Below are 21,824 nucleotides of genomic sequence, written 5' to 3'. Positions count from 1 at the left end.
TTGTCATGCAGACTTATTAAGTTATGTTTGGAGAGTAAGAAATGGAAAAACCTACAAAATAAAAAAGCAAGCAGTATATTATGCTTGCTTTTCTATTTATCCGTGGGGAGAGCAGGATTCGAACCTGCGAAGACGTAGTCAGCAGATTTACAGTCTGCCCTCGTTGGCCGCTTGAGTATCTCCCCAAAATCGTTCGCAAATATATTATTGTTTATTAATTCTGCAAAAAGAATTTTATAATTTTAATTTAATTAATCGCTTTCCATCAAATCATATTTCAAATAAAGTAAGTCAACCGCTTATAACTCATAACGTACTCTAAAAGTAACAAACCGCGGCTGTATAAATGTCTCTGAATTTAAAACTGATAAGTTTGTGGCGCTATTGGTTACTCTTGAATCTATATTCAGCAAATTGGTAGCTTTAATTTCGTATTCCCATTTGGAGTCTTCATTTTTGCGATACGCCAAAGATGCATCCCAAGTTTGAAACGATTGTGCAGGTTGTGTTCCGCTATCTTGATTGGTATATGTATAATCGGTTTTAAATGTTAAGCTTTTCCAGATATAAGCATCAAAATCAATGGATGGTGCATTAGTAACAAATTTTGTTGAACTTGTGCCTTGATTATTATCAGAAACACTGTATCTGTAACGTAACCTAATGTTAGGAGCTTCAGTAAAATTAGTTCGTAATTCTGGTGTGTAGGTTTGAGTAAAATTTTCGTTTACGGATTGTCTATCTTGAATAAATTGATTGATTTTGCTATAATTGAAACCCGTTGTAAGTCCAGCTCTTAATTTTCCAAAAGTTCGTTGAATACGCCCACTTGCTGAAACGCTTTCATCTGCAAAATTCGAATTAAAAAAGGTACTAGTTCTTATAACATTTTCAAAATTTGTTAACCCACGTATTTGGTCTATATTCTTATTGTAAGATAAACGCGCAAAAACATTGGTATAATTAAACAAATTAAAGCTTCTGTAAACTAAATTAACTTTGTGAGATAACGCGTTTTGTAATTCTGGCTCACCAAACTGAATACTGCTATAATTGTTGAAAACCAAACCTTCAGCTAACTTGGTGATGTCGGTAAAATTGTTCTGCATACTGTAACGCAAGTTTAAACTTTCGCTTTTCTTAAATTGAATTATAGTTTCAAAATCTGGTAAAAATTTCACGAAATTATCTTTATAAGTCTCACCAAACTGTGAATTTTTATTACCATAACTATGTATCGAAAAACCAGGAATAAAGGTAAATTTCCCCGATTTTAAGGTGTAATGAGTTCCTAAATACACATCGGTAAAGTTATAATCGGTATCATTTTTTGCTAAACCATCATTAAAAGTTGGTGTAGGTTCAAACTCGGTACCATCATCTAAAAACTGAAAAATGTTCGAATTAAATTCTTGTTTACTTAATATGGTTCCTAGTGTAAAATTGATATTGCTTTTAGAATTCAAAATGTAATAATAATCTAGTTTAGCATCTAACTGATTTGATTTTACAAGTCGGTCTTGGCCTAAATCGTAATTATCGAAAGAGGTATTAAATCCCATAGCTTCGGCAGTAGTATCAAAGGCATCGTCATCTGCATCATCGTTATTCTCTGGGTCGTTTACTAATACTGCATTATAAAAAGGATCTTCATTTTTAATTAAATGTTGAGCTTCAAAAGCAAAAATATTTGATTCGTTCAGCGTGTAATAATAATTTATATTTTGATTGATACTAAAAGGTGTTACTTCATCCAACTGGCTCGTGTTTCCTACAACAGAAGATAATAAATTTTGATCTTGAACATCTTTTGAAAAACGTCCTAAAACATCATAATCCAGTTGATTATTAACGTTTGGCTTGTAAGCCGCACTTAATTTCAAAAGACCCTGATCTGAACTTTCATTACTGGTTTGCTCTGTAGTTTCATCAGGTATACCCAAATCGGAATCGGTGTATTGAACAAAATTCACTTCTTTCGATAAAGTACGGTTGCTATTTAATATCGCAAACCCACTAATATCTAAAGCTTTATTAGGAGAATAACTAAAGTTAGTAGCCGCCATTTTATTTTTAATCTCAAGAGCATTTGCTTGCGAGGTTAAAAAATTCAAACTATTATCTCCTAAATCTATACTGGTTCCGCTGCTTCTGCTTGGTGCTCGAAATCCACCTCCAAAACTTCTAATATCTCGCCTTGTAAGTGCTAATTCTCCGGTATTATTTAAATCACCTAAAAAATTAATACTAAACTTTGGGCTATAGTAAAACAATTTTGGCTGTACTAAATACAACTCATCATCAGGAGAAGCTCCAGCACTTGCTGTAATGTTTCCAAACCAAAAGTTTTCTTTCCCTTCTTTTAATTTTATGTTAATGGCATAATTGTCTTGGTTATTAGTCACGCCACTTAATTGGCTTACTTCAGAGTAATTTCGGAGTACTTGAACTTTATCAACGGCATTTGAAGGGATATTTTTAGTGGCCAATTTGGTATCGCCATCAAAGAAATCTTTGCCGTTTACCATTAGTTTAGTTACTACGTTGCCTTCAACTTCAATTTGTCCAGAATCATTTATTTCAACTCCAGGAAGCTTTTCTAAAACATCCTCAAGTTTTCTTTCCGATCCGTTTTTAAACGAATCTGCGTTGTAAACCAAAGTATCGCCTTTTATGGTTACTGGCATTTCATAAGTTAATTCAACAGCATCTAAAACATTGTCTGTTTGTAATACAAAATCTTTTGTGAGATCTTCTTCTTGTGTAGAAATATGTTCTGTTACCGTTTTCATACCAACATAACTTACTTGAATGCTATAATTGGAATTTTTGGTTAAACTTATTTGAAAACGCCCGTTTTGATCGGTTATACCGTAAGATTGAAGGGTTTTGGTTTCTTGATTAATGGCAATGACATTGGCCAATTCAAGTGAAGCGCCTAAACTATCTTTTACTACACCTTGCATTTTAAGTTGTGCAAAAGCACAATTCGCAACTAGAAAGAGTGTAATGAATACTATTCTTTTTATCATTTGTGGTCAGTTATATAATGTGTATAAAAAGTTATCTTCTTCCGCCTCCTCCTCTACGTCTGTTCGCCCTAAATTCTTCCATTTTTGCAGTAATTATTTCATTATACTCTTGCTTAGTGACTTCCTCCCCTTTTTTAGGCGCTATAATTTTTGTTTTCTCTTCTGGATTAATCACAATCTTTGTACAAAGCATAGTGTTATTCCCAGCACTTATTTCTAAAATTAAACCTGGTAGTCCCCAAAATTCAGATGGTCCTTGGCTTACCGGTATTTGCGGAGTATACCAAGCCACGACATCTATCATATTCTCCTCTTCTTTTTTATCAGCGTCTTCTATAGGCTTTATAGAATCCGTTTTAGTTTCAGTATTTTCTCTTCTTGGTGGTGGACCTATATTTACTTGTGTTGAGCGTTTTTTAGCCGTTGCTTTAAAACATAAATACTGTCCTATTTGTTTGGTTTCGGTTCCCATAACCCATTCAATAGATTCTAATTCTTCTTTAATCAAAAATTGTTTCCCAAAAAATTCTTGATCTTGTAAATACAAACCTTCTTTAATGTTTTTGTATTGCGGACCAGGAGAAAAACTACTTCCAAACATGCCCATACCTCGTCCCGCACCAGGCGCAGCAAGCTTTTCTTCTTCAATAAAAATAGATTCCTCTTTATTAAAAGTTAAAACATAAGTTTTCTCAAACATTGATTTTAAGCGGTCTTCCATTTGCTTTTTTTCTTGCTCATTCATTTGTCTACCCCTACCAAAACGACTCATATCCATGGTTGTTTTAGAAAAATAATAGGCTTTCCCTTGAAAATCTTGAGCCTCAACTTTGGTAGCTCCTATAAATGCGAAAGCCAGTATTAAAATAATTGTTGTAAATTTTTGCATTGTGGAAGTTTTTAATTGGTTAAATACTATTACTGTTTAATAAAGAATGAACTTTTTTTAGACTGTAATGTTAACTTGAAGTTTAATTCTTAATCGTTAATATTAAGTTAAAATAAAGTCGCTTTAATTAAATCTCCACTAAAAACAACTTCAAAATAGTTTTATCTGTATCAAACTTTATAAGTGGTTTGATTTTTGTATTTTTCAAGTTGCAATGAAATACACCATTTATTTTTTTTTATGTCTTTCAGTTTCAATAAGCGCACAAAAACCTATTGAAACACAAGCATTATCAAACACCCCTTTAGATGCCGACACGCTTGTTTCGTTAGATAATTTTGGCACCACATATTTCATTAAAAATGATGTTTTTTATAAAAAAACAAGTACCAATAATATAACATACAATAATGTACAATTGAGTAATCTATATTCAGCTAACGCATTCAACCCTTTAAAAATCAACCTGTTTTACAAAGATTTTAATACCGTAATAATTTTAGACAATCGGCTAGCCGAAATATATAAAGTAGATTTTAACACGTTAGCACCATATAAAAACGTAACGCATATTTCAACAGGACATGATAACACCATTTGGCTGTTTAATCAAGATTTACAAAAATTAGAAGTTTTTGATTATAAAACTAATACAACAAGAGCTCAAACCGTTCCAGTAAATAGTCCAGTTTTAGACTTAAAGAGTAATTATAATTTCTGTTGGTTACTTACTAAAAACTATCTATTTATCTATAATTACTTTGGAAGTTTAATTCAAAAGATTCAAAATAATGGCTATACCAATATGGTAGAAAGCAATGGAAACATTATCTTAAAAAAAGATAACAGCTTATTTTATCTGAAAAAAAACCAAGACCAAATTATTCCTATAGAAACACCAAATTTGTTGATAAAACAGTTTTTTGTAACCAATGAAACCTTGTATATTTACAACACCAAAATCTTACAACAATTCCAATTAAAAATTAACTAACCATGCACATTGCTATTGCCGGAAATATTGGCGCTGGAAAAACCACTCTCACCAAACTATTAGCCAAACATTACAAGTGGGAAGCGCAATTAGAAGACGTAGTAGACAATCCATATTTAGATGATTTTTACAATCAAATGGAGCGCTGGAGTTTTAATTTACAGGTATATTTTCTAAACAGCAGATTTCGTCAGGTTCTTCAAATTCACGAAAGTGGAAAAGACATCATTCAAGACCGCACCATTTATGAAGATGCACACATTTTCGCACCCAACTTGCATGCTATGGGATTAATGACCAATCGCGATTTCGAAAACTACAAATCACTTTTCGAGTTAATGGAATCTCTTGTAAAAGGTCCAGACGTTTTAATCTATTTACGTAGCTCCATTCCAAATTTGGTATCGCAAATTCAAAAACGTGGTCGCGATTACGAAAATTCTATAAGTATAGATTATTTAAGCAGGCTTAACGAGCGTTACGAAGCATGGATTCACGGTTACAGCAAGGGTAAATTATTAATTATCGACGTTGACAATTTAGATTTTGTAGACAAACCAGAAGACCTCGGAAGCGTTATAAACACTATCGATGCAGAAATAAACGGGTTATTTTAAAATAATTTTGGCGTTCCCCTATCGGGTCGGGCTTTTCAATACAATCTTTTTATTCGTACCTTATAAAAAGGATTTCCTTTACAATCCCTAACGCACCTTTTTGCCAAAACCAGATCATAACTCCTTAATAATAGCATTTTTATTAAAGTTATATAAACCCATGGTTTCTAGCGTGACTTATTGCTTGTTGGGTACTTTCAACCAACAAAACATCAGTGGTTTTATAATTTTTGTACAATTCGGCAACTTTAATCATTTTTTTACTGTGGTTCACATGGCGTAAGTAAATTGCCAAAATCCTATCTGGAAATGCTTCAGCTACTTCTTTATAAATATAGGGATCGTGCTCACCACTATCTCCAATCAAAATAAATTTTAGCTTAGGGTAAGTTTTTAAAATTCCAATAATTTCTTTTTGTTTTTGAGGTTTTTCATTTTTAAATTTCTTCGAAAAAGGCTTGGGGAAATTTCTTAAAATAATTGGTCCCTTCGGAAAATTATTCTTTTTCAAAAAATACTCTAAGTATCGGTATAAATTCCAAGGGCTATGGCTCACATAAAAAATAGGATTTGCTTCGTGTCTTGTCTTTCCTTGATGTAGTAAGTGATATAATTCTGGAGCATCTTCAAGCGGTAACCGCTTACCAGCAGAAGTTAATAAGGTATTTATTAAAACGCGCCATTTTAATATCGAGGTTAATCCTGTATGTAAAATTGTATCGTCAATATCGGTAATAACACCAAATTTTGCATTTGCGCAAGGAATAAGCATTTCACCAGGAAATCGATTTTCAGCCTGTATTGTTCTAGTTAATTGTTCTTCTTCATAAGAGAATTCAAATTTTACCCAACCTTCGTCGTTAGCATACTTATTTAAATCATTTACCCTTTGGTCTAATAAAAAATAACCTCGATTATCTGTTGTTACATAATTAAACCTATCATCGCCTATTTTTACTCTGAGTTTGGCATGTTTTATTTCATCGGTTTCAAAGCGTTTCCACGCATTAAAAAGTAACTTAAAGGCGCCTTTTTGTTCTAAGTCTATCGTTTCATCTTCAATCGCCCTTCCACGTAAATATAAATGATTGGCAGTTCCGTAAGTTTGAAAAACAATTATTTGAAGCGGATCTTTTCTAAACATGTACGATTTTAAATTCAAATTAAAAATACAAAAAAAACCACACCTTTTGGCGTGGTTTTTTTAAGTCTAATAAAAGCTAAAAACATTTAGTTTCCAACTTCTTTTTCAATCTCTTTAATTATCTTTTTCGTTTTAATTTTAACATCATCACTAGATTCATTTAAAGCTTCAATTTTAGCTTTAACTTCATCTTCAGTACCTTCAAAAGTTTCGTAATTTGTTGAAGATTCTCCATCTTTAGTTGTTACTGTTGTAACAACTGCCTTTACAGTTCCATCATCATTACTAGTCATTTTTACTTTTACTTCTTTTGAAACAGATTGTTCAGTTGCATTCGTATGATTTGCATAAGCTGATACATCATCAGCAGACATAGCAATACTTGGTGCTATAACTAAAGCTACAACCGACATTAATTTCAATAATATATTTAAAGAAGGTCCTGACGTATCTTTAAAAGGATCTCCTACCGTATCTCCAACAACTGCCGCTTTATGTGCATCTGTTCCTTTTTTACCTTGCTCTTCTATAGTTTTTTTAGCATTATCCCATGCACCACCTGCATTAGATTGAAAAATTGCCATAAGTACGCCACATGTTGTAACACCTGCAAGTAATCCTCCTAACATTTCAGCGCCACCAATAAAACCAACAGCAACAGGAACCGCAATAGCTAATAAACCTGGTAATACCATCTCTTTAATTGACGCTTTTGTTGAAATATCAACACATTTATCATATTCAGCATAACCATCAGCAGCATCAAATATGGCTCTCTGCTCTTTCGTTGCTTTCGTCATATCAGAATCTACATCTCTCATAACTTGTAAAGCCGCTTTTAATTGAGGTATATCTCTAAACTGGCGACGTACCTCTTCAATCATAGCCATGGCTGCACGACCAACTGCATTCATCGATAAAGCCGAAAACACAAATGGTAACATCCCACCAACTAATAATCCTGCCATAATATCAGGTCTTGAAACATCAATAGCAGTTACACCTGCTGTTTTCATAAAGGCGGCAAATAAAGCTAATGCCGTTAATGCCGCAGATGCAATAGCAAAACCTTTACCAATTGCAGCCGTAGTATTTCCAACTGCATCTAATTTATCTGTACGTTCTCTAACTTCACTTGGTAATTCCGCCATTTCAGCAATACCACCAGCGTTATCAGATATTGGTCCGTAAGCATCAACAGCTAATTGAATACCTGTATTAGCTAACATTCCAACCGCTGCAATGGCGATACCATATAATCCTGCAAAGTGATGTGACACTAATATTGCAGCAGCGATTAAAATGATTGGAATTGCCGTACTCATCATACCAATACCTAATCCTGCAATAATATTGGTTGCAGCACCAGTTTCAGATTGACGTACAATAGAATTTACTGGTCCTTTTCCTGTTCCAGTATAATATTCAGTTATTTTTCCAACGGCTAAACCAGCTACTAATCCAGCAATAGTTGCCCAAAAGACACCCATAGCCCCGAAAGGTAATCCTTCAACAGTTTCTGGTATTAATGCATTTATTATAAAATAAGATGCCACTACCATTAAACCAGCAGAACCAAATTCTCCAATATTTAAAGCTGTTTGTGGATTTCCACCATCTTTTACTTTCACAAAAAATGTTCCTATAATAGACATTATAATACCAATTGCAGCTAAAACTAATGGTAAATAAACAGCTCCTAAACCATTAAACTCTGGTGTAATAATAAAAGCTCCAAGTACCATCGTACCAATTATAGAACCTACATAAGATTCGAATAAATCGGCTCCCATACCAGCTACGTCACCAACATTATCACCAACGTTATCTGCTATAGTGGCAGGATTTAACGGGTGATCTTCAGGAATACCAGCTTCAACCTTACCAACTAAATCAGCACCAACATCGGCAGCTTTAGTATAAATACCACCTCCAACACGCGCAAATAGAGCGATGGATGATGCTCCTAGTGAGAATCCAGAAAGTACATTTAATACTTCATTTAAGCCCCAGCCCATTTCGCTATAAATAGCAAATAAGCCACTTAAGCCTAAAACACCCAGACCTACAACACCTAATCCCATTACGGCTCCACCTGCAAAAGCGACTTCTAATGCTTTTCCTAGAGAAGTTCTGGCAGCACTTGTAGTTCTTACATTGGCTTTAGTTGCCACTTTCATGCCAATAAAACCGGCTAATGCAGAACAAATAGCTCCTACAATAAACGATACAGCTACCATACCGTTTGAGCCTGCTTCTGCACTACCTTTAAAGTAAAGTAAAATAGCCACTGCTATTACGAATACCGATAATATTTTGTATTCCGCTTTAAGAAAAGACATAGCACCATCGGCTATATTTTTTGCTATCCTTTTCATTTTTTCATCACCTTGATCTTGTTTTGTAACCCAGGCACTTTTAATAAATACAAATAGAAGCGCGAGTACTCCAAAAAGCGGTAAAAATTTTACTATTAATTCCATATTAAATTGATTAGTTTAATTAAGTTATTTTTTTAATGGTGCTAAAAATATGAAAATATAAATGATAAAAAAAACCTATATAAATTAAAGATTATTTATTGTTAAGACCCATAAAATTATAATTCATAAAATCATATGATATATGACAGTTTTTTCTAGTTATATTTCATTTTTCTTTTAAAAAATATTAATCATTTTAAACAAAAAAACACCCTAAATTAATAGCGTGTTTTTTGAATAAAATATATTCAATATATTATATTGTGAATGTTCTTTTTTTCTTGTGTTCGCTATTATCATAACGAGAAACACATTCGTGATAAATTTTTACTGCTTCTTCAGCACTTCCCCAACCACCTGTATCAACTTTTTTCTTCTCTAAATCCTTATATACTTGAAAGAAGTGTTCAATTTCTTTTAATCTGTGAGGGTTTAAATCAGAAATATCATTTCTTTTACTCCATATTGGATCTGAAACTGGTACACAAATAATCTTTTCATCTGGACCTTTTTCATCAGTCATGTAAAAAACCCCTATAGGCCTTACTTCCATAACTACCATAGGAAAGGTTGGTTCTGTACCTAATACCAAAACATCTAATGGGTCTTGATCTAACGCTAAAGTTTCAGGAATAAAACCGTAATCACCAGGATACATCATAGAAGAGAACAGCATACGATCAAATCGAATTTTATGTAACGTAAAATCGTATTCGTATTTATTTCTACTTCCTTTTGGTATTTCTATTAAAACATCAAATGTTACCATTTCTAATTTTTTATCACTCATATTAATATTATTTTTTGCTATTAAAAAGCTAGAATCCAATTATAATAATGTTGCAAATGTACTGAACACTTTAACTATTAGCAACTTTAAAACTTGCCTCAAACATCTTTTTAAAAAAGTTTAATTTTAACATAATCTTACTGCGTATTTGTAAGAAATACAGGTCTTTATTTATTATATTGTGCAGGACTAACTTAAATAATTATTGAATCATGCGTACGTTAACATTTTTGCTGCTGCTATTTGTCTGTAATATTAACGCTCAAACCCAACCATGGCAAGGTAAATTTGAACCTATAGACAATATGATTTCAGCACCAAATGTCTATAGAGCTGCCAGTGGTGCTCCAGGGAAAGCGTATTGGCAACAACGTGCAGATTATAATATTAAAGCGACGCTTGATGAAAAAAACAATACACTTTACGGGGAAGAAACTATAACATATTATAATAACTCACCTGATGATTTAACTTACCTATGGGTTCAGTTAGAGCAAAACGTCAATAAAAAAGAAAACGAAGACTTTGGATCTATAAACAATAGAATGAAAGATTCAATTACTTCTAGAAAATTACAATTCCTAACAAGAGCAATTGATTTTCCTGCGGGTTACACCATTAAACATGTAAAAGATGCTGATGGGAATCATATTAAAACTATGGTAAACAATACCATGATGAAAGTTAAACTTAATACTGTTTTAAAATCAGGTGAAACTACAAAACTTTCAATAGCATGGTCATATCCAATTACCGATAGAAGCATGTATTTATTATCTAGAGAAGGCTATGAATATTTCCCTGAAGATGATAATACAGTGTATTTAATAGCACATTGGTTTCCTAGAATGGCAGTATATAATGATACCGAAGGTTGGCAAAATCAACAATTCCAAAAACTAGGAGAATTTGCTTTAGAGTTTGGAGACTACGAAGTGGAAATTACAGTTCCTGAGGATCATATCGTTGCCTCTACAGGAGAACTACTAAATAGTGAATCGGTTTTAACTAAAACACAGCTTAAAAGATTAGAACAAGCTAAAAAATCTTTTGAGAAACCAGTAATGATTATTACTCAAGCTGAAGCTGAGGCTAATGAAAAGGAAAAAAGTAAAAAACAAAAAACTTGGAAATTTCATGCTAAAAACGTTCGAGATTTTGCATTTGCATCATCAAGAAAATTTATGTGGGATGCCCAAGCTGTGAAATTATCAACAAATACGGTAATGGCCATGTCTTTCTATCCTAAAGAAGGATTACCCGTATGGCAAGAAGAATCCACTAAAGCGATAATGCATGCTTTGGAAGTGTATTCTGAAGCTACTTTTGATTATCCTTACCCGGTTTGTATATCTGTGAATACGTCAAATATAGGCATGGAATTTCCAATGATAAGTTTTAACGGTGGAAGACCTATAAACGGCAAGATAAGTGACAACGCAAAACAAGGCATGATAGGTACAATTATTCATGAAGTAGGACACAATTGGTTTCCTATGATTGTGAGTTCAGATGAACGTAAATGGATGTGGATGGATGAAGGTTTAAACACTTTTATACACCAAAGAACTGTTGCTGAACGATATCCAGACTTTAATAGTGTGACGCCAAAAAGCATTGTACCCTTTATGAGCGGTGACCAAAACATTTTAAGACCAATAATGACGAATTCAGATAATGAATTAATGTCTCAGTTTGGAGCCAATTTTTATTTAAAACCAACTGTAGGCCTGCAAATGCTTAGAAACTCAATTATAGGAAAGGAACTTTTTGATGATGCTTTTAGAGAATATGCTAATCGATGGAAATACAAACATCCTAATCCTGCAGATTTATTTAGAACATTAGAAGATGCCACCGCAGTAGATTTGGACTGGTTTTATAGAGGATGGTTTTTTACAACAGATGTTGTAGATATGGAATTAACCGCCGTAAAGTGGTTTAAAGTATATGAAGAACACTCAAATATAGAAGACCAACAAAATACCAAAAAAGTAAAACTAAGTGCTAATAGTAATAACACGAATGAAGCGGCTAAAGATTTTACTGAAGGACCAGAAATTGTAACTATGATTTCAACACCTGATAAAGCTTACGGTCAGTTTTTATCAAGACTCGATGATGATGAAATAAGAAAACAACTTTCTGGTAAAAACATTTATGAAGTTACTATAAAAAATATTGGTGGTTTAGTAATGCCCATAACTATTGAATGGATTTTTAAAGATGGAACATCAGAAATAGATACTCTTCCAGCAGATATATGGCGCAGAAATGAATATGAAATTCAGGAAACCTTCATTAAAACTAAAGAAGTAAGTCAGGTAAAATTAGATCCTAATTTTGAATTTGCTGATACTAATATAAATAACAATATTTTTCCTAAGACTGAAGAAATTTCAGAATTTGATGAATTTAAAAACAAAAAATCATAGGTTTATTATAGGTTGAAAATGCGCTAAAACTATAAAACTATAAAACTAAGGTATATTCACTTTTATTCTAAAAATTTAATGATTATCAGAAAATCCTTATATTTGAGATAACCAACCCAATTACGTCGATATGAAATATCTTTGCAACATCTGTTTATGGTTAACAACGCTATCTAGTTTTAGTCAGGAAAAAGTATGTAACGAGTTTAGAACTGGCGTATTTAAATATTCAAATCCTAATTATACTGAATGGACTGTAAAAAGATTTGATTCTATACAAATTGAAACCAGTAATAAAACAGGGATAGAAATTCACAGTTCAATTGAATGGAATACGGATTGCGATTATATTTTAACCTGCCAAAAAGTAACTGACGCTAAGTATCAAAATATTATTGGAAAAGCATTTCAAATATTTATTTTAGAAACATCTGATAAAAGTTATCGCTGCATTTCAAAAAAAAATGAAGTTCAATTACAGGATTTAGAGCTTACCATGATAAAAATTAACGAACTATAAATTTCGTTAATTATTTTCTTCAAATTAAAATACGCACAACTACTTATTTTATTTACCGTTTTCATGGTCTATCTTTACGATACAACCTTAAAAACCAACATATTATGATACGCCTTAATTTAAAACCTTCGATAATAAAAAAGTTAAGTTTTAATAAAAAAAAGAAATCTTTAGAGATTGAATTTAAGGAAAACATTAAAACATCTAAATGTATAAATATTCCACTTTCTATTTTGCAAGAATATGTAGATTCATTAAGTCATAATGAAATATTTACTGACAAAAATGAATATCAATCAACGCTAAAAATAGTGCACTCTAATTTTAAAGCATCCTAATTAAATACGTTCAATTTTAGCACCAATTGCTCTTAAACGTTCGTCAATATTTTCATAACCACGATCTATCTGTTCTATATTCTGGATAGTAGATGTTCCTTTTGCTGAAAGTGCTGCAATTAACAACGAAACACCAGCACGAATATCTGGAGATGTCATTGTAGTAGCCTTTAACGTTGATTGAAAATCGTGACCAATAACAGTCGCTCTATGTGGATCGCAAAGAATTATTTTTGCTCCCATATCTATTAATTTATCTACAAAAAACAAACGGCTTTCAAACATTTTTTGATGAATTAAAACACTTCCCCTTGCCTGAGTAGCAACAACTAATATAATACTTAATAAATCTGGTGTGAATCCAGGCCAAGGCGCATCTGAAATCGTTAAAATAGAACCATCAATAAAATTTTGAATTTCATAACCGTCAGTATGTGCAGGAATATGAATATCATCACCTTGTTTTTCTACAGTAATCCCTAATTTTCTAAACGTTTCAGGTATTAACCCTAAATCGTTCCAAGATACATTTGTGATAGTCAATTCGCTTTTTGTCATAGCAGCAAGACCAATCCAACTTCCAATTTCAATCATATCAGGAAGCATTCGATGTTCTGTTCCTCCTAAACTATCAACACCATCAATAATTAACATGTTAGAACCAACACCACTAATTTTGGCTCCCATCCTATTCAGCATTTTACACAATTGCTGTAAATATGGTTCACAAGCAGCATTATATATAGTAGTTTGTCCTTCAGCTAAAACGGCAGCCATCAAAATGTTTGCTGTTCCTGTTACAGAAGCTTCCTCAAGTAACATGTATGTACCTTTTAGTTTATCTGCTTCTACACCATAAAACTGTTCTTCCTTACTATAACCAAACTTAGCGCCTAGTTTAATTAGACCATCAAAATGAGTGTCTAAACGTCTACGACCAATTTTGTCTCCACCAGGTTTTGGAATATATCCTTTACCAAAACGCGCTAAAAGTGGCCCAACTATCATAATGGATCCTCTTAAACCGCGCCCATCTATTTTAAATTGATCAGACTCTAAATAATTTAAGTCAACTTCATCAGCCTGAAAACTATACGACCCCTTACCAAGTTTGTTCACTTTTACGCCTAATTTTTGCAATAAGCTTATAAGCTTATTTACATCTACGATATCAGGAATATTATTTATTGTTACTGTTTCTGGTGTAAGTAAAACAGCGCACAAAATTTGTAACGCTTCATTTTTGGCACCTTGAGGCTGAATTTTTCCTTTCAAACGGTGACCTCCTTCAATTTTGAATGTTCCCATGCTTATTTAATAGCGTTTACGCTGACGATTATTAGAGTTTTTCTTAGAGTGAGATTTTTTACTGCTACTTGAGTACTTACCTTTGGTTCTCAGTAAACTCGTTGAGTCTGATAAATCTTCATCAGAATTTTTAAGGTTTAGTTTACCTCCTGAAAGCTCAAATAAATGATCGTAAATAACACTGTCTTCAACCGTATCCTTATTCCAATTTAAAAAACACTTCTTCATATGGTTTGCAATAGTAAAAGTTAAAGCTTCTTTTAGCTCTCCCTCTTCCCAAGTATTTGCAACATCTATCATCGTTTTAATGTTATTTCCATAAAAACGATATTTTGGAAAATTTTGTGGGTATTTTAAAGGCTCAGGACGTTCTTCAAAAAGTTCTTTTGTTGGCTTCTCATAAGGTGAATCGACATCCAATTCAAAATTGGCCATGATAAATAATTGATCCCATAATTTATGCTGAAAATCTGGAACGTCTCTTAAGTGGGGTTGCATATTACCCATTACAGATATAATAGCTTTAGCCACCTTATTACGTTCTTCTTTTGTTTCAAGCGTCTTAGCATAATTAATCATTTTTTGCATATGGCGCCCATATTCTGGAATGATTAAATGTTCACGCTCTGTGTTGTATTCTAAATTGTCTATAGTCAAAATAATTGTGTAGAGTTAAATATTGTAGCACGCAGTTTTTGTGCATGCGCAAAATACAAAAAAAAACTAAAGACTTATTACGCCTTCAACTTTTTCTGCAACTTCTTTGTACTTTTCAATAACAGCATCAGGGTTTTTCATTCTAACATTAATGGAAACACTCGTATATTTGCCGTTTTTTGATTCTCTATTTTCAATAACCGCTCCTAAATGGTTAAAAATACTTGCAATTTTATTAAGTTTTTCTTTATCAGAAATCACAATAAATTTATATAAATACTGTGATGGCCAAAGTGTTGTGTCTAAAAGCTGTGATTTCAATTTTTTATAAAATTCTTCAGAATTTGAAGGTGTGCTCATTGTCTTTTTTTATTGTGCAAATATAGAGTTTTGTTTCCATTTTTTTTATAGAAGTTAAATTCCGATTTTTACATCAAATTTGCTGCATTGAATACTAGAAAAATTGTGATTACTGGCGGTCCAGGAACTGGGAAATCAACCCTAATAAACAACCTTATTGGTAAAGGATATAATTGTCTTGAAGAAATTTCACGACAAGTAACTTTAAAGGCTAAAAAGGAAGGTATTGAGCAACTGTTTCTAACCAACCCGTTGTTGTTTAGCGAACTTCTTTTAAAAGGTCGAGAAAAACAATTTTTAGATGCGAATATGTATAAAAATGATATTGTTTTTTTTGATAGAGGTATTCCGGATGTATTAGCTTATATGGATTTTATAGGTGATAAATATCCAGAAGAATTTGTGGAGTCTTGCAAAAAAGCTACATATGATTGTATTTTCATTCTAAAACCATGGGAAGCCATTTATACTATTGATAATGAACGCTATGAAAGTTTTGATCAAGCTTTAAAAATTCACGATCATTTAGTAAAAACGTACCAATCTTTCAATTATGATTTAGTTGACGTACCTTTTGATACTGTTGAGAATAGAACGGATTTTATTCTTAAAACGCTAAACATGTAACATGGAACACCCAATTAACATTTTAGAACGTTATTGGAATTTTACTAGTTTTAGACCTGAGCAAGAGGCTATAATTAATGCCGTTATTGAGGGGGAAGACACATTTGTTCTATTACCTACTGGTGGCGGAAAATCACTTTGTTTTCAAATACCTGCTTTAGCAAAAAAAGGCATTTGTATTGTTATTTCTCCACTTATTGCCTTAATGAAAGATCAAGTACAGTCTTTAAATGATAAAGGCATTAAAGCCATGGCCATAACAAGTGGCATAAGTTATAGCCAACTTGATACTTTATTAGATAATTGTATTTATGGCAATTATAAATTTTTGTACCTCTCACCTGAACGATTGCAACAAGAATTAGTACAAGACCGGATACGGCAAATGCATGTGAATTTAATAGCTGTTGATGAGGCCCATTGTATTTCGCAGTGGGGAAGCGATTTCAGACCTGCCTATAAAAACATAGCTTTATTAAGACAATTACAGCCTAGTGTTAATCTGGTTGCATTAACGGCTTCAGCGAAACCAGATGTTGTTCAAGATATCATAAAGGAACTCGATTTTCTAAACCCTAAAATATTCAACCAATCGTTTTTAAGACCTAATTTGGCATACATGGTTTATCATGAAAACGACAAATACTATCGTTTAGAAACCATATTGAAAAAATATACGGCGCCTTCTATAGTTTATGTAAGAAATAGAAAATTAACATTAGAAATAAGTGCCTTTTTAGAATCAAAGAAAATTACAGCAACCTTTTATCATGGAGGGCTTTCAAATCAAGAAAAAGACACCAACATGAGTGCTTGGATTAACAATCAAAAGCAAGTAATCGTAGCAACAAATGCTTTTGGTATGGGCATAGACAAGCCTGATGTAAAAACGGTAATACATCTTAATTTACCAGAGAGTATTGAAAGCTATTTTCAAGAAGCCGGAAGGGTTGGAAGAAATGGTGAAAAAGCATTTGCCGTAATACTGAAAAATAAGAGTGATGAAAATTTGGTTAAAAATCAGTTCTTGAGTGTTTTGCCAACTGTAGATTTGGTGAAGCAAGTTTATAGAAAATTATGTAGTTATTTTCAAATATCCTATGGTGAAGGCGCCTACCAATCTTTTGACTTTGATTTTAACACCTACTGTAAAACTTATAATTTCAGTCCTATATTATGTTATAATGCGCTTTTATTGTTAGATAGGAATAGCGTAATTACCTTATCAAAACAATTTAAAAACAAAGTAACGGTTCAGTTTATAATTACAAACAATGTCCTTTTTAATTATCTGGAAACACACGAACAATATAATATTATTATTAAATCTATTTTAAGACTTTATGGAGGAATTTTTGATCATATAACAAAAGTTGATTTAGCAAAAATCGCTGAAAGAGCATCAACTTCAGAAAACGTCATTATAAAAGCATTGCAACAATTAGAAAGTGATAAAATTATAGATTTAAATTTAGCTAAAACCGATGCCCAAATCACCTTTATTGAACCTAGAGAAGATGATAAAACCATCAATAGAATTGCGTCAATTATAGAACAACAAAATAAATTAAAGACACAGCAAGTAAAAGCAATGCTAGATTATGTTGAGAATGAAGCGATTTGCAAAAGCATGCAATTATTGAACTATTTTGGCGAAAAAAACACTAAACCCTGCGGCATATGTTCCGTTTGTATAAATTCTAATAAAAGCAAGCCTAAAACTGATAAAGTCTCCATAAAAAATCAAATTATAGAATTACTTGAACATGGCGATTTATCTTCAAGGGCGTTAATTTCAGAATTAAACTGTGAAGAAAAAGAAATGAAAACGGTTTTAAAACTACTAATAGAACATAACATTATAAGTATTACATCAACCAACACATATAAATTAAGTCATTTATGAGCGAATTAAGAATTGTATTTATGGGTACTCCAGATTTTGCAGTTGCCACTTTAAAAGCATTGGTAGAAAACAATTATAATATTGTTGGTGTTATTACTGCTCCAGATAGACCCGCAGGACGAGGTAGAAAATTAAATGAAAGTGCAGTTAAAGTTTATGCAAAATCAAAAGGGTTAACCATTTTACAACCAACGAATTTAAAGAATGAAGAATTTTTAAAGGCATTGAAAGCACTTCATGCTAATCTTCAAATTGTAGTTGCTTTTAGAATGCTTCCTAAAGTTGTTTGGCAAATGCCAGATAAAGGTACTTTTAATTTACATGCATCGTTGCTACCTAATTACCGCGGTGCAGCCCCTATTAATTGGGCTATTATTAATGGTGAAACTAAAACTGGTGTTTCTACTTTTTTTATTGATGAAAAAATAGACACTGGCGATATGATTTTGCAAGAAGAGAGTGAAATACTGCCTGAAGAAGACGCAGGAAGTCTACATGATAAATTAATGGCAATTGGTAGCCAATTGGTTTTAAAAACCGTTTCCCTAATTGAAATGGGTCAAGTTGAAACCATTCCGCAACGAGAAACAAAAGATATCAAAACAGCTTACAAGTTAAATAAAGGAAATTGTAAAATTAATTGGAAACAATCACTAGATCATATTTACAATCTTATTCGTGGGTTATCTCCTTACCCTGCTGCCTGGAGTCAATTAATAAATGGTGAAGAGAAATTAGATGTAAAAATAATGAAGGTAGAAAAAGAATTAATAAACCATTCTTTACCCGTTGGAAAAATAGTTACTACAAAAAAACAATTAAAAGTAGCTGTTACAAATGGTTACATTATAATTAAAGAAATTAAGTTACCTGGGAAGCGCGCCATGGACGTAAAATCACTTTTAAATGGCTACTCATTTGATGAAAATGCTAAAATGCTCTAAACCCTTATTAACACTGATATTATAAAATATCGACAAAATGCAGTTCCTTTATTAACAAATGCCTTAAGTTATCAACAAAACCGCGTTTTTCCCTTGCTGTTACTTGCATGGTTGCATAATCCGTATAAATTTGTAAAGGATTTAACAAAAATGTTTAACCGATTTATTAATAATTAAATTTTATATTATGAACAAAACAGATTTAATCGACGCAATGGCAGAACATGCTGGAATTACTAAAGCAGCTGCAAAAAAAGCATTAGAATGTGCTTTAATTGAAATTGAAGGAGCTTTACAAAAAGGTAACAGAGTTTCTTTAGTAGGATTCGGTTCTTGGTCAGTATCAAAAAGATCTGCTAGAGAAGGAAGAAATCCTCAAACTGGTGCTACAATCAAAATCAAAGCTAAAAACGTAGTAAAATTTAAAGCTGGATCTGATTTATCAAATGCTGTAAACTAATTATTTACTTCTTAATAATAGTATTAAAGCTTCCAAAATTTGGAAGCTTTTTTTTATATATAGGCTCAAGAGTTGCATTTTTAATAAATAAATATTAGATTTAATTACTAATTCCTGAAAATATGGTTACAACAAAGCCCAAAAAAGGAGATTTATTAATCGCTGAACCTGCAATTATTGGCGACGTATCTTTTAACCGTTCTATTGTCCTACTTGCCGACCATACAGACCAAGGATCTATTGGATTTATACTAAACAAACCCCTAGAATACAATATAAATGATTTAATTCCCGAGGTTGAAGCTACATTTAAAGTATATAACGGTGGACCAGTAGAACAAGATAACTTATATTTTATTCATAAAGTACCACAACTTATTCCAAATAGCATTGAAATATCTTTAGGTATTTATTGGGGAGGAGATTTCTCTAAAGTGGCAGAACTTATTAAAGATGGTACTTTACAAGAAAACGATATTAAATTTTTCTTGGGTTATTCTGGTTGGGACTCTAGCCAATTAGAAAATGAGCTTAAGGCTAATTCTTGGGTAGTTACCGAGAATATCTACAAAAAAAATATTATTGAAAAAAACTACGAGTCCTTCTGGAAAGAAAAAATGTTAGAGTTTGGGGGTGAATACAGTATTTGGTCGAATGCGCCAGAAAATCCAAGCTACAATTAAGACAATCTGAGTTTTACTATAAGTTTTTGAAGTATAAGGACTGCTAAATCATTAGTAAATATCTTTTTTCTGTACTTAGTTATCGGTTGAATTCCAACAATGACATTGGTTAGAAACATTTCATCTGCTTTTTGAATTTCAAATGGAGATATTGAATCTTCAAGCAATTCATAATCTGGCATTGAATTTACAACGCTAATTATTTGAGTTCTCATTACCCCTTTCAAACAACCATCGTTTATAGGTGGCGTTTTTATCACATTTCCTTTTACCAAGAACACATTACCATTTAGTGCTTCCACTACATGCTTGTTGGTATTCAACAATAAACAATTATTTAAATTATTTTCTTTGGCATAAATACTTCCTACAACATTTAATGCTTTGTTATTCGATTTTAAGGTTGACAACAAACTAGGAGCAACATAATAATCTTTAAACAAATCCACTTCATAATGATTTTCATTTATTTTATAAAAATCATCTGAGAGTGCTTTTGTATCAATAATATAACTAACATCGTTTGTGGTTGGCGTATATAACCCACCTTCATTTCTAAATACGGTAAGCTTTACGCGAGAACTTTGGTTATTTAATAGTTTAGCTTCTAACAACTTATGAATTTCTTCTTCTAAAAATTCCATAGTAAAGTTCATTGGAATTTCCATTCGCATAATACGCATAGAAGCCATCAGTCTAAAATAATGATCTTCCCAGAATAAAAGTTTACCACGACTTATTTTGATGGTTTCAAAAAGCGCATCACCATAGGCAAGTCCACGATTGTTTATAGAAATTAGTTGTTCTTCTGTTGCTATTGTACCGTTAAAATTGATCATAAAAAAAGTCCCGAAGTAAAATTCGGGACAAATATAATTTAAAATATCCTACTGATTATTAAGCAGAACCTAATACTTGCTTGAGACTTGAAATTTGATTGGTCCAAAGCATTTTAGCTTCGTCTACTTCATCTTCTTCAGCAAAATCTGTAACCATTAATGAAACATCCTTTGTAATTTCATCAACCTGTATTCTAATTTCAAAATAACAAGTTAAACCATCCTCCTCATCCTCTAACCATCTAAATTTAACACGTTCTCCGTTTTTCTTATTTAATAATTTTGCTTTCTCTTCACTACCATCCCAAATAAAAGTAAATAATTCACCACGAGAGTTTACATTATCAGAAAACCATTCAGATAAACCCGATGGGGTAGATATATATTGATATAATAATTGAGGTGAGGCGTGTATTGGAAATTCAATATCAAATTTAATTTTATCGTCCATAAATACTTTTAAAAATTTATTTTGCTCAATATATACATTAATTGATAAGTATAACAACAATTTTTAATAATATTTTCCCTTAGTTCTGTTTGCTTACAATAATATTGTTTTTATATTTGCAGCCTTAAATTAGGCGAGGTAGCTCAGTTGGTTAGAGCGTCGGATTCATAACCCGGAGGTCGGGGGATCGTGCCCCCCTCTCGCTACAGTGATAACAAACAAAAGCCAAGGAATTAAATCCTTGGCTTTTTTGTTTTGCTAAAACATTTACTCTTTTATAAAGCACGTTATCACATGTTTTATAAATCGCGCAGTAAAATTTATACAATAGAATTAATCTTGCATTC

Annotated in this window: 20 protein-coding genes and 2 tRNA genes; 11 read left to right on the top strand and 11 right to left on the bottom strand. The window is 32.2% G+C overall.

Annotated elements, in window-relative coordinates; translation table 11 throughout:
- Positions 1-103: 103 nt before the first annotated feature.
- The 3 genes from BUA46_RS08830 to BUA46_RS08820 all read right to left on the bottom strand — a co-directional run bounded on the left by BUA46_RS08830 (position 104) and on the right by BUA46_RS08820 (position 3,921).
- A tRNA-Tyr gene (locus tag BUA46_RS08830) sits at positions 104-185 on the bottom strand.
- Between the two features lie 114 nt (positions 186-299).
- Complete coding sequence (locus BUA46_RS08825; protein ID WP_237714655.1) at positions 300-3,032, bottom strand: TonB-dependent receptor; 2,733 nt, start codon at positions 3,030-3,032, stop codon at positions 300-302.
- 31 nt (positions 3,033-3,063) lie between these two features.
- Entirely contained in the window at positions 3,064-3,921 is an 858-nt protein-coding gene (locus tag BUA46_RS08820; RefSeq protein WP_019386629.1) for a GLPGLI family protein, read from the bottom strand.
- A 214-nt stretch (positions 3,922-4,135) separates the two neighbouring features.
- On the opposite strand from BUA46_RS08820, the gene BUA46_RS08815 reads away from it, so the two are divergent.
- Both BUA46_RS08815 and BUA46_RS08810 read left to right on the top strand, forming a co-directional pair.
- Positions 4,136-4,915 carry a hypothetical protein gene (locus tag BUA46_RS08815; protein ID WP_019386630.1) on the top strand — a complete coding sequence of 260 codons (780 nt, stop codon included), beginning with the start codon at positions 4,136-4,138 and terminating at the stop codon, positions 4,913-4,915.
- Positions 4,916-4,917: 2 nt separating this feature from the next.
- Positions 4,918-5,532 (top strand): deoxynucleoside kinase, encoded by a 615-nt coding sequence (locus BUA46_RS08810; RefSeq protein ID WP_019386631.1) that lies wholly within the window; start codon positions 4,918-4,920, stop codon positions 5,530-5,532.
- A 148-nt stretch (positions 5,533-5,680) separates the two neighbouring features.
- On the opposite strand, the gene BUA46_RS08805 is transcribed toward BUA46_RS08810, so the two are convergent.
- From BUA46_RS08805 to BUA46_RS08795, 3 genes are all read right to left on the bottom strand, one after another.
- Positions 5,681-6,676 carry an App1 family protein phosphatidate phosphatase gene (locus BUA46_RS08805; RefSeq protein ID WP_019386632.1) on the bottom strand — a complete coding sequence of 332 codons (996 nt, stop codon included), beginning with the start codon at positions 6,674-6,676 and terminating at the stop codon, positions 5,681-5,683.
- An 86-nt stretch (positions 6,677-6,762) separates the two neighbouring features.
- Positions 6,763-9,159 (bottom strand): sodium-translocating pyrophosphatase, encoded by a 2,397-nt coding sequence (locus tag BUA46_RS08800; RefSeq protein WP_019386633.1) that lies wholly within the window; start codon positions 9,157-9,159, stop codon positions 6,763-6,765.
- A gap of 256 nt (positions 9,160-9,415) precedes the next feature.
- Positions 9,416-9,949, bottom strand: coding sequence for an inorganic diphosphatase (locus tag BUA46_RS08795; protein ID WP_026009945.1), 534 nt, complete (start codon positions 9,947-9,949; stop codon positions 9,416-9,418).
- A gap of 212 nt (positions 9,950-10,161) precedes the next feature.
- On the opposite strand from BUA46_RS08795, the gene BUA46_RS08790 reads away from it, so the two are divergent.
- From BUA46_RS08790 to BUA46_RS08780, 3 genes are all read left to right on the top strand, one after another.
- On the top strand, positions 10,162-12,384 hold the full coding sequence (locus BUA46_RS08790) for a M1 family metallopeptidase (RefSeq protein ID WP_019386635.1): 2,223 nt from the start codon (positions 10,162-10,164) through the stop codon (positions 12,382-12,384).
- A 130-nt stretch (positions 12,385-12,514) separates the two neighbouring features.
- Positions 12,515-12,904, top strand: coding sequence for a hypothetical protein (locus tag BUA46_RS08785; protein ID WP_019386636.1), 390 nt, complete (start codon positions 12,515-12,517; stop codon positions 12,902-12,904).
- A 104-nt stretch (positions 12,905-13,008) separates the two neighbouring features.
- Positions 13,009-13,242, top strand: coding sequence for a hypothetical protein (locus BUA46_RS08780; protein WP_019386637.1), 234 nt, complete (start codon positions 13,009-13,011; stop codon positions 13,240-13,242).
- On the opposite strand, the gene murA is transcribed toward BUA46_RS08780, so the two are convergent.
- The 3 genes from murA to BUA46_RS08765 form a co-directional block, all read right to left on the bottom strand.
- Positions 13,243-14,550 carry a UDP-N-acetylglucosamine 1-carboxyvinyltransferase gene (murA, locus tag BUA46_RS08775; RefSeq protein ID WP_019386638.1) on the bottom strand — a complete coding sequence of 436 codons (1,308 nt, stop codon included), beginning with the start codon at positions 14,548-14,550 and terminating at the stop codon, positions 13,243-13,245.
- A gap of 6 nt (positions 14,551-14,556) precedes the next feature.
- Positions 14,557-15,207, bottom strand: a complete 651-nt coding sequence (locus BUA46_RS08770; RefSeq protein WP_019386639.1) for a DUF4290 domain-containing protein — start codon at positions 15,205-15,207, stop codon at positions 14,557-14,559.
- Between the two features lie 66 nt (positions 15,208-15,273).
- The gene (locus tag BUA46_RS08765) at positions 15,274-15,567 is read right to left on the bottom strand and encodes a DUF493 family protein (RefSeq protein ID WP_019386640.1); all 294 of its coding nucleotides are present in this window, start codon (positions 15,565-15,567) and stop codon (positions 15,274-15,276) included.
- Positions 15,568-15,654: 87 nt separating this feature from the next.
- Here BUA46_RS08765 and BUA46_RS08760 point away from each other — a divergent pair, with 87 nt between their 5' ends.
- The 5 genes from BUA46_RS08760 to BUA46_RS08740 all read left to right on the top strand — a co-directional run bounded on the left by BUA46_RS08760 (position 15,655) and on the right by BUA46_RS08740 (position 20,187).
- Positions 15,655-16,194: an AAA family ATPase gene (locus BUA46_RS08760; protein WP_026009947.1), complete on the top strand. Its 540-nt coding sequence runs from the start codon at positions 15,655-15,657 to the stop codon at positions 16,192-16,194.
- A 1-nt stretch (position 16,195) separates the two neighbouring features.
- A complete protein-coding gene (locus BUA46_RS08755) occupies positions 16,196-18,100 on the top strand; it encodes a RecQ family ATP-dependent DNA helicase (protein ID WP_019386642.1) in 1,905 nt (634 codons plus the stop codon).
- Positions 18,097-19,044, top strand: a complete 948-nt coding sequence (gene fmt / locus BUA46_RS08750) for a methionyl-tRNA formyltransferase (RefSeq protein WP_019386643.1) — start codon at positions 18,097-18,099, stop codon at positions 19,042-19,044. The genes BUA46_RS08755 and fmt overlap by 4 nt, the downstream gene beginning before the upstream one ends.
- A 187-nt stretch (positions 19,045-19,231) precedes the next feature.
- Positions 19,232-19,504, top strand: coding sequence for an HU family DNA-binding protein (locus tag BUA46_RS08745; RefSeq protein WP_019386644.1), 273 nt, complete (start codon positions 19,232-19,234; stop codon positions 19,502-19,504).
- Positions 19,505-19,626: 122 nt separating this feature from the next.
- Positions 19,627-20,187, top strand: a complete 561-nt coding sequence (locus BUA46_RS08740; RefSeq protein WP_019386645.1) for a YqgE/AlgH family protein — start codon at positions 19,627-19,629, stop codon at positions 20,185-20,187.
- Here the strand turns inward: BUA46_RS08740 and BUA46_RS08735 are convergent.
- Together BUA46_RS08735 and BUA46_RS08730 are read right to left on the bottom strand one after the other, a co-directional pair.
- Positions 20,184-21,026 (bottom strand): aminotransferase class IV, encoded by an 843-nt coding sequence (locus BUA46_RS08735; protein ID WP_019386646.1) that lies wholly within the window; start codon positions 21,024-21,026, stop codon positions 20,184-20,186. The genes BUA46_RS08740 and BUA46_RS08735 overlap by 4 nt on opposite strands.
- Before the next feature lie 58 nt (positions 21,027-21,084).
- Entirely contained in the window at positions 21,085-21,477 is a 393-nt protein-coding gene (locus BUA46_RS08730) for an START-like domain-containing protein (RefSeq protein WP_019386647.1), read from the bottom strand.
- A 132-nt stretch (positions 21,478-21,609) separates the two neighbouring features.
- On the opposite strand from BUA46_RS08730, the gene BUA46_RS08725 reads away from it, so the two are divergent.
- A tRNA-Met gene (locus tag BUA46_RS08725) sits at positions 21,610-21,683 on the top strand.
- Positions 21,684-21,824: the final 141 nt, after the last annotated feature.

The sequence above is a fragment of the Algibacter luteus genome (genome assembly GCF_900141715.1).
Lineage (GTDB): Bacteria > Bacteroidota > Bacteroidia > Flavobacteriales > Flavobacteriaceae > Arenitalea > Arenitalea lutea.
The sequence above is the reverse complement of the archived record's forward strand: the minus strand, read 5'-3'. Positions and strand labels throughout refer to the sequence as shown.

Coding starts and splice junctions, on each gene's coding strand:
- murA (WP_019386638.1), bottom strand. CDS start 14,550: ATGGGAACATTCAAAATTGAAGGAGGTCACCGTTTGAAAGGAAAAATT.
- BUA46_RS08790 (WP_019386635.1), top strand. CDS start 10,162: ATGCGTACGTTAACATTTTTGCTGCTGCTATTTGTCTGTAATATTAAC.
- BUA46_RS08810 (WP_019386631.1), top strand. CDS start 4,918: ATGCACATTGCTATTGCCGGAAATATTGGCGCTGGAAAAACCACTCTC.
- BUA46_RS08825 (WP_237714655.1), bottom strand. CDS start 3,032: ATGATAAAAAGAATAGTATTCATTACACTCTTTCTAGTTGCGAATTGT.
- BUA46_RS08815 (WP_019386630.1), top strand. CDS start 4,136: ATGAAATACACCATTTATTTTTTTTTATGTCTTTCAGTTTCAATAAGC.
- BUA46_RS08745 (WP_019386644.1), top strand. CDS start 19,232: ATGAACAAAACAGATTTAATCGACGCAATGGCAGAACATGCTGGAATT.
- BUA46_RS08740 (WP_019386645.1), top strand. CDS start 19,627: ATGGTTACAACAAAGCCCAAAAAAGGAGATTTATTAATCGCTGAACCT.
- BUA46_RS08780 (WP_019386637.1), top strand. CDS start 13,009: ATGATACGCCTTAATTTAAAACCTTCGATAATAAAAAAGTTAAGTTTT.
- BUA46_RS08735 (WP_019386646.1), bottom strand. CDS start 21,026: ATGATCAATTTTAACGGTACAATAGCAACAGAAGAACAACTAATTTCT.
- BUA46_RS08765 (WP_019386640.1), bottom strand. CDS start 15,567: ATGAGCACACCTTCAAATTCTGAAGAATTTTATAAAAAATTGAAATCA.
- fmt (WP_019386643.1), top strand. CDS start 18,097: ATGAGCGAATTAAGAATTGTATTTATGGGTACTCCAGATTTTGCAGTT.
- BUA46_RS08730 (WP_019386647.1), bottom strand. CDS start 21,477: ATGGACGATAAAATTAAATTTGATATTGAATTTCCAATACACGCCTCA.
- BUA46_RS08820 (WP_019386629.1), bottom strand. CDS start 3,921: ATGCAAAAATTTACAACAATTATTTTAATACTGGCTTTCGCATTTATA.
- BUA46_RS08805 (WP_019386632.1), bottom strand. CDS start 6,676: ATGTTTAGAAAAGATCCGCTTCAAATAATTGTTTTTCAAACTTACGGA.
- BUA46_RS08755 (WP_019386642.1), top strand. CDS start 16,196: ATGGAACACCCAATTAACATTTTAGAACGTTATTGGAATTTTACTAGT.
- BUA46_RS08785 (WP_019386636.1), top strand. CDS start 12,515: ATGAAATATCTTTGCAACATCTGTTTATGGTTAACAACGCTATCTAGT.
- BUA46_RS08800 (WP_019386633.1), bottom strand. CDS start 9,159: ATGGAATTAATAGTAAAATTTTTACCGCTTTTTGGAGTACTCGCGCTT.
- BUA46_RS08795 (WP_026009945.1), bottom strand. CDS start 9,949: ATGAGTGATAAAAAATTAGAAATGGTAACATTTGATGTTTTAATAGAA.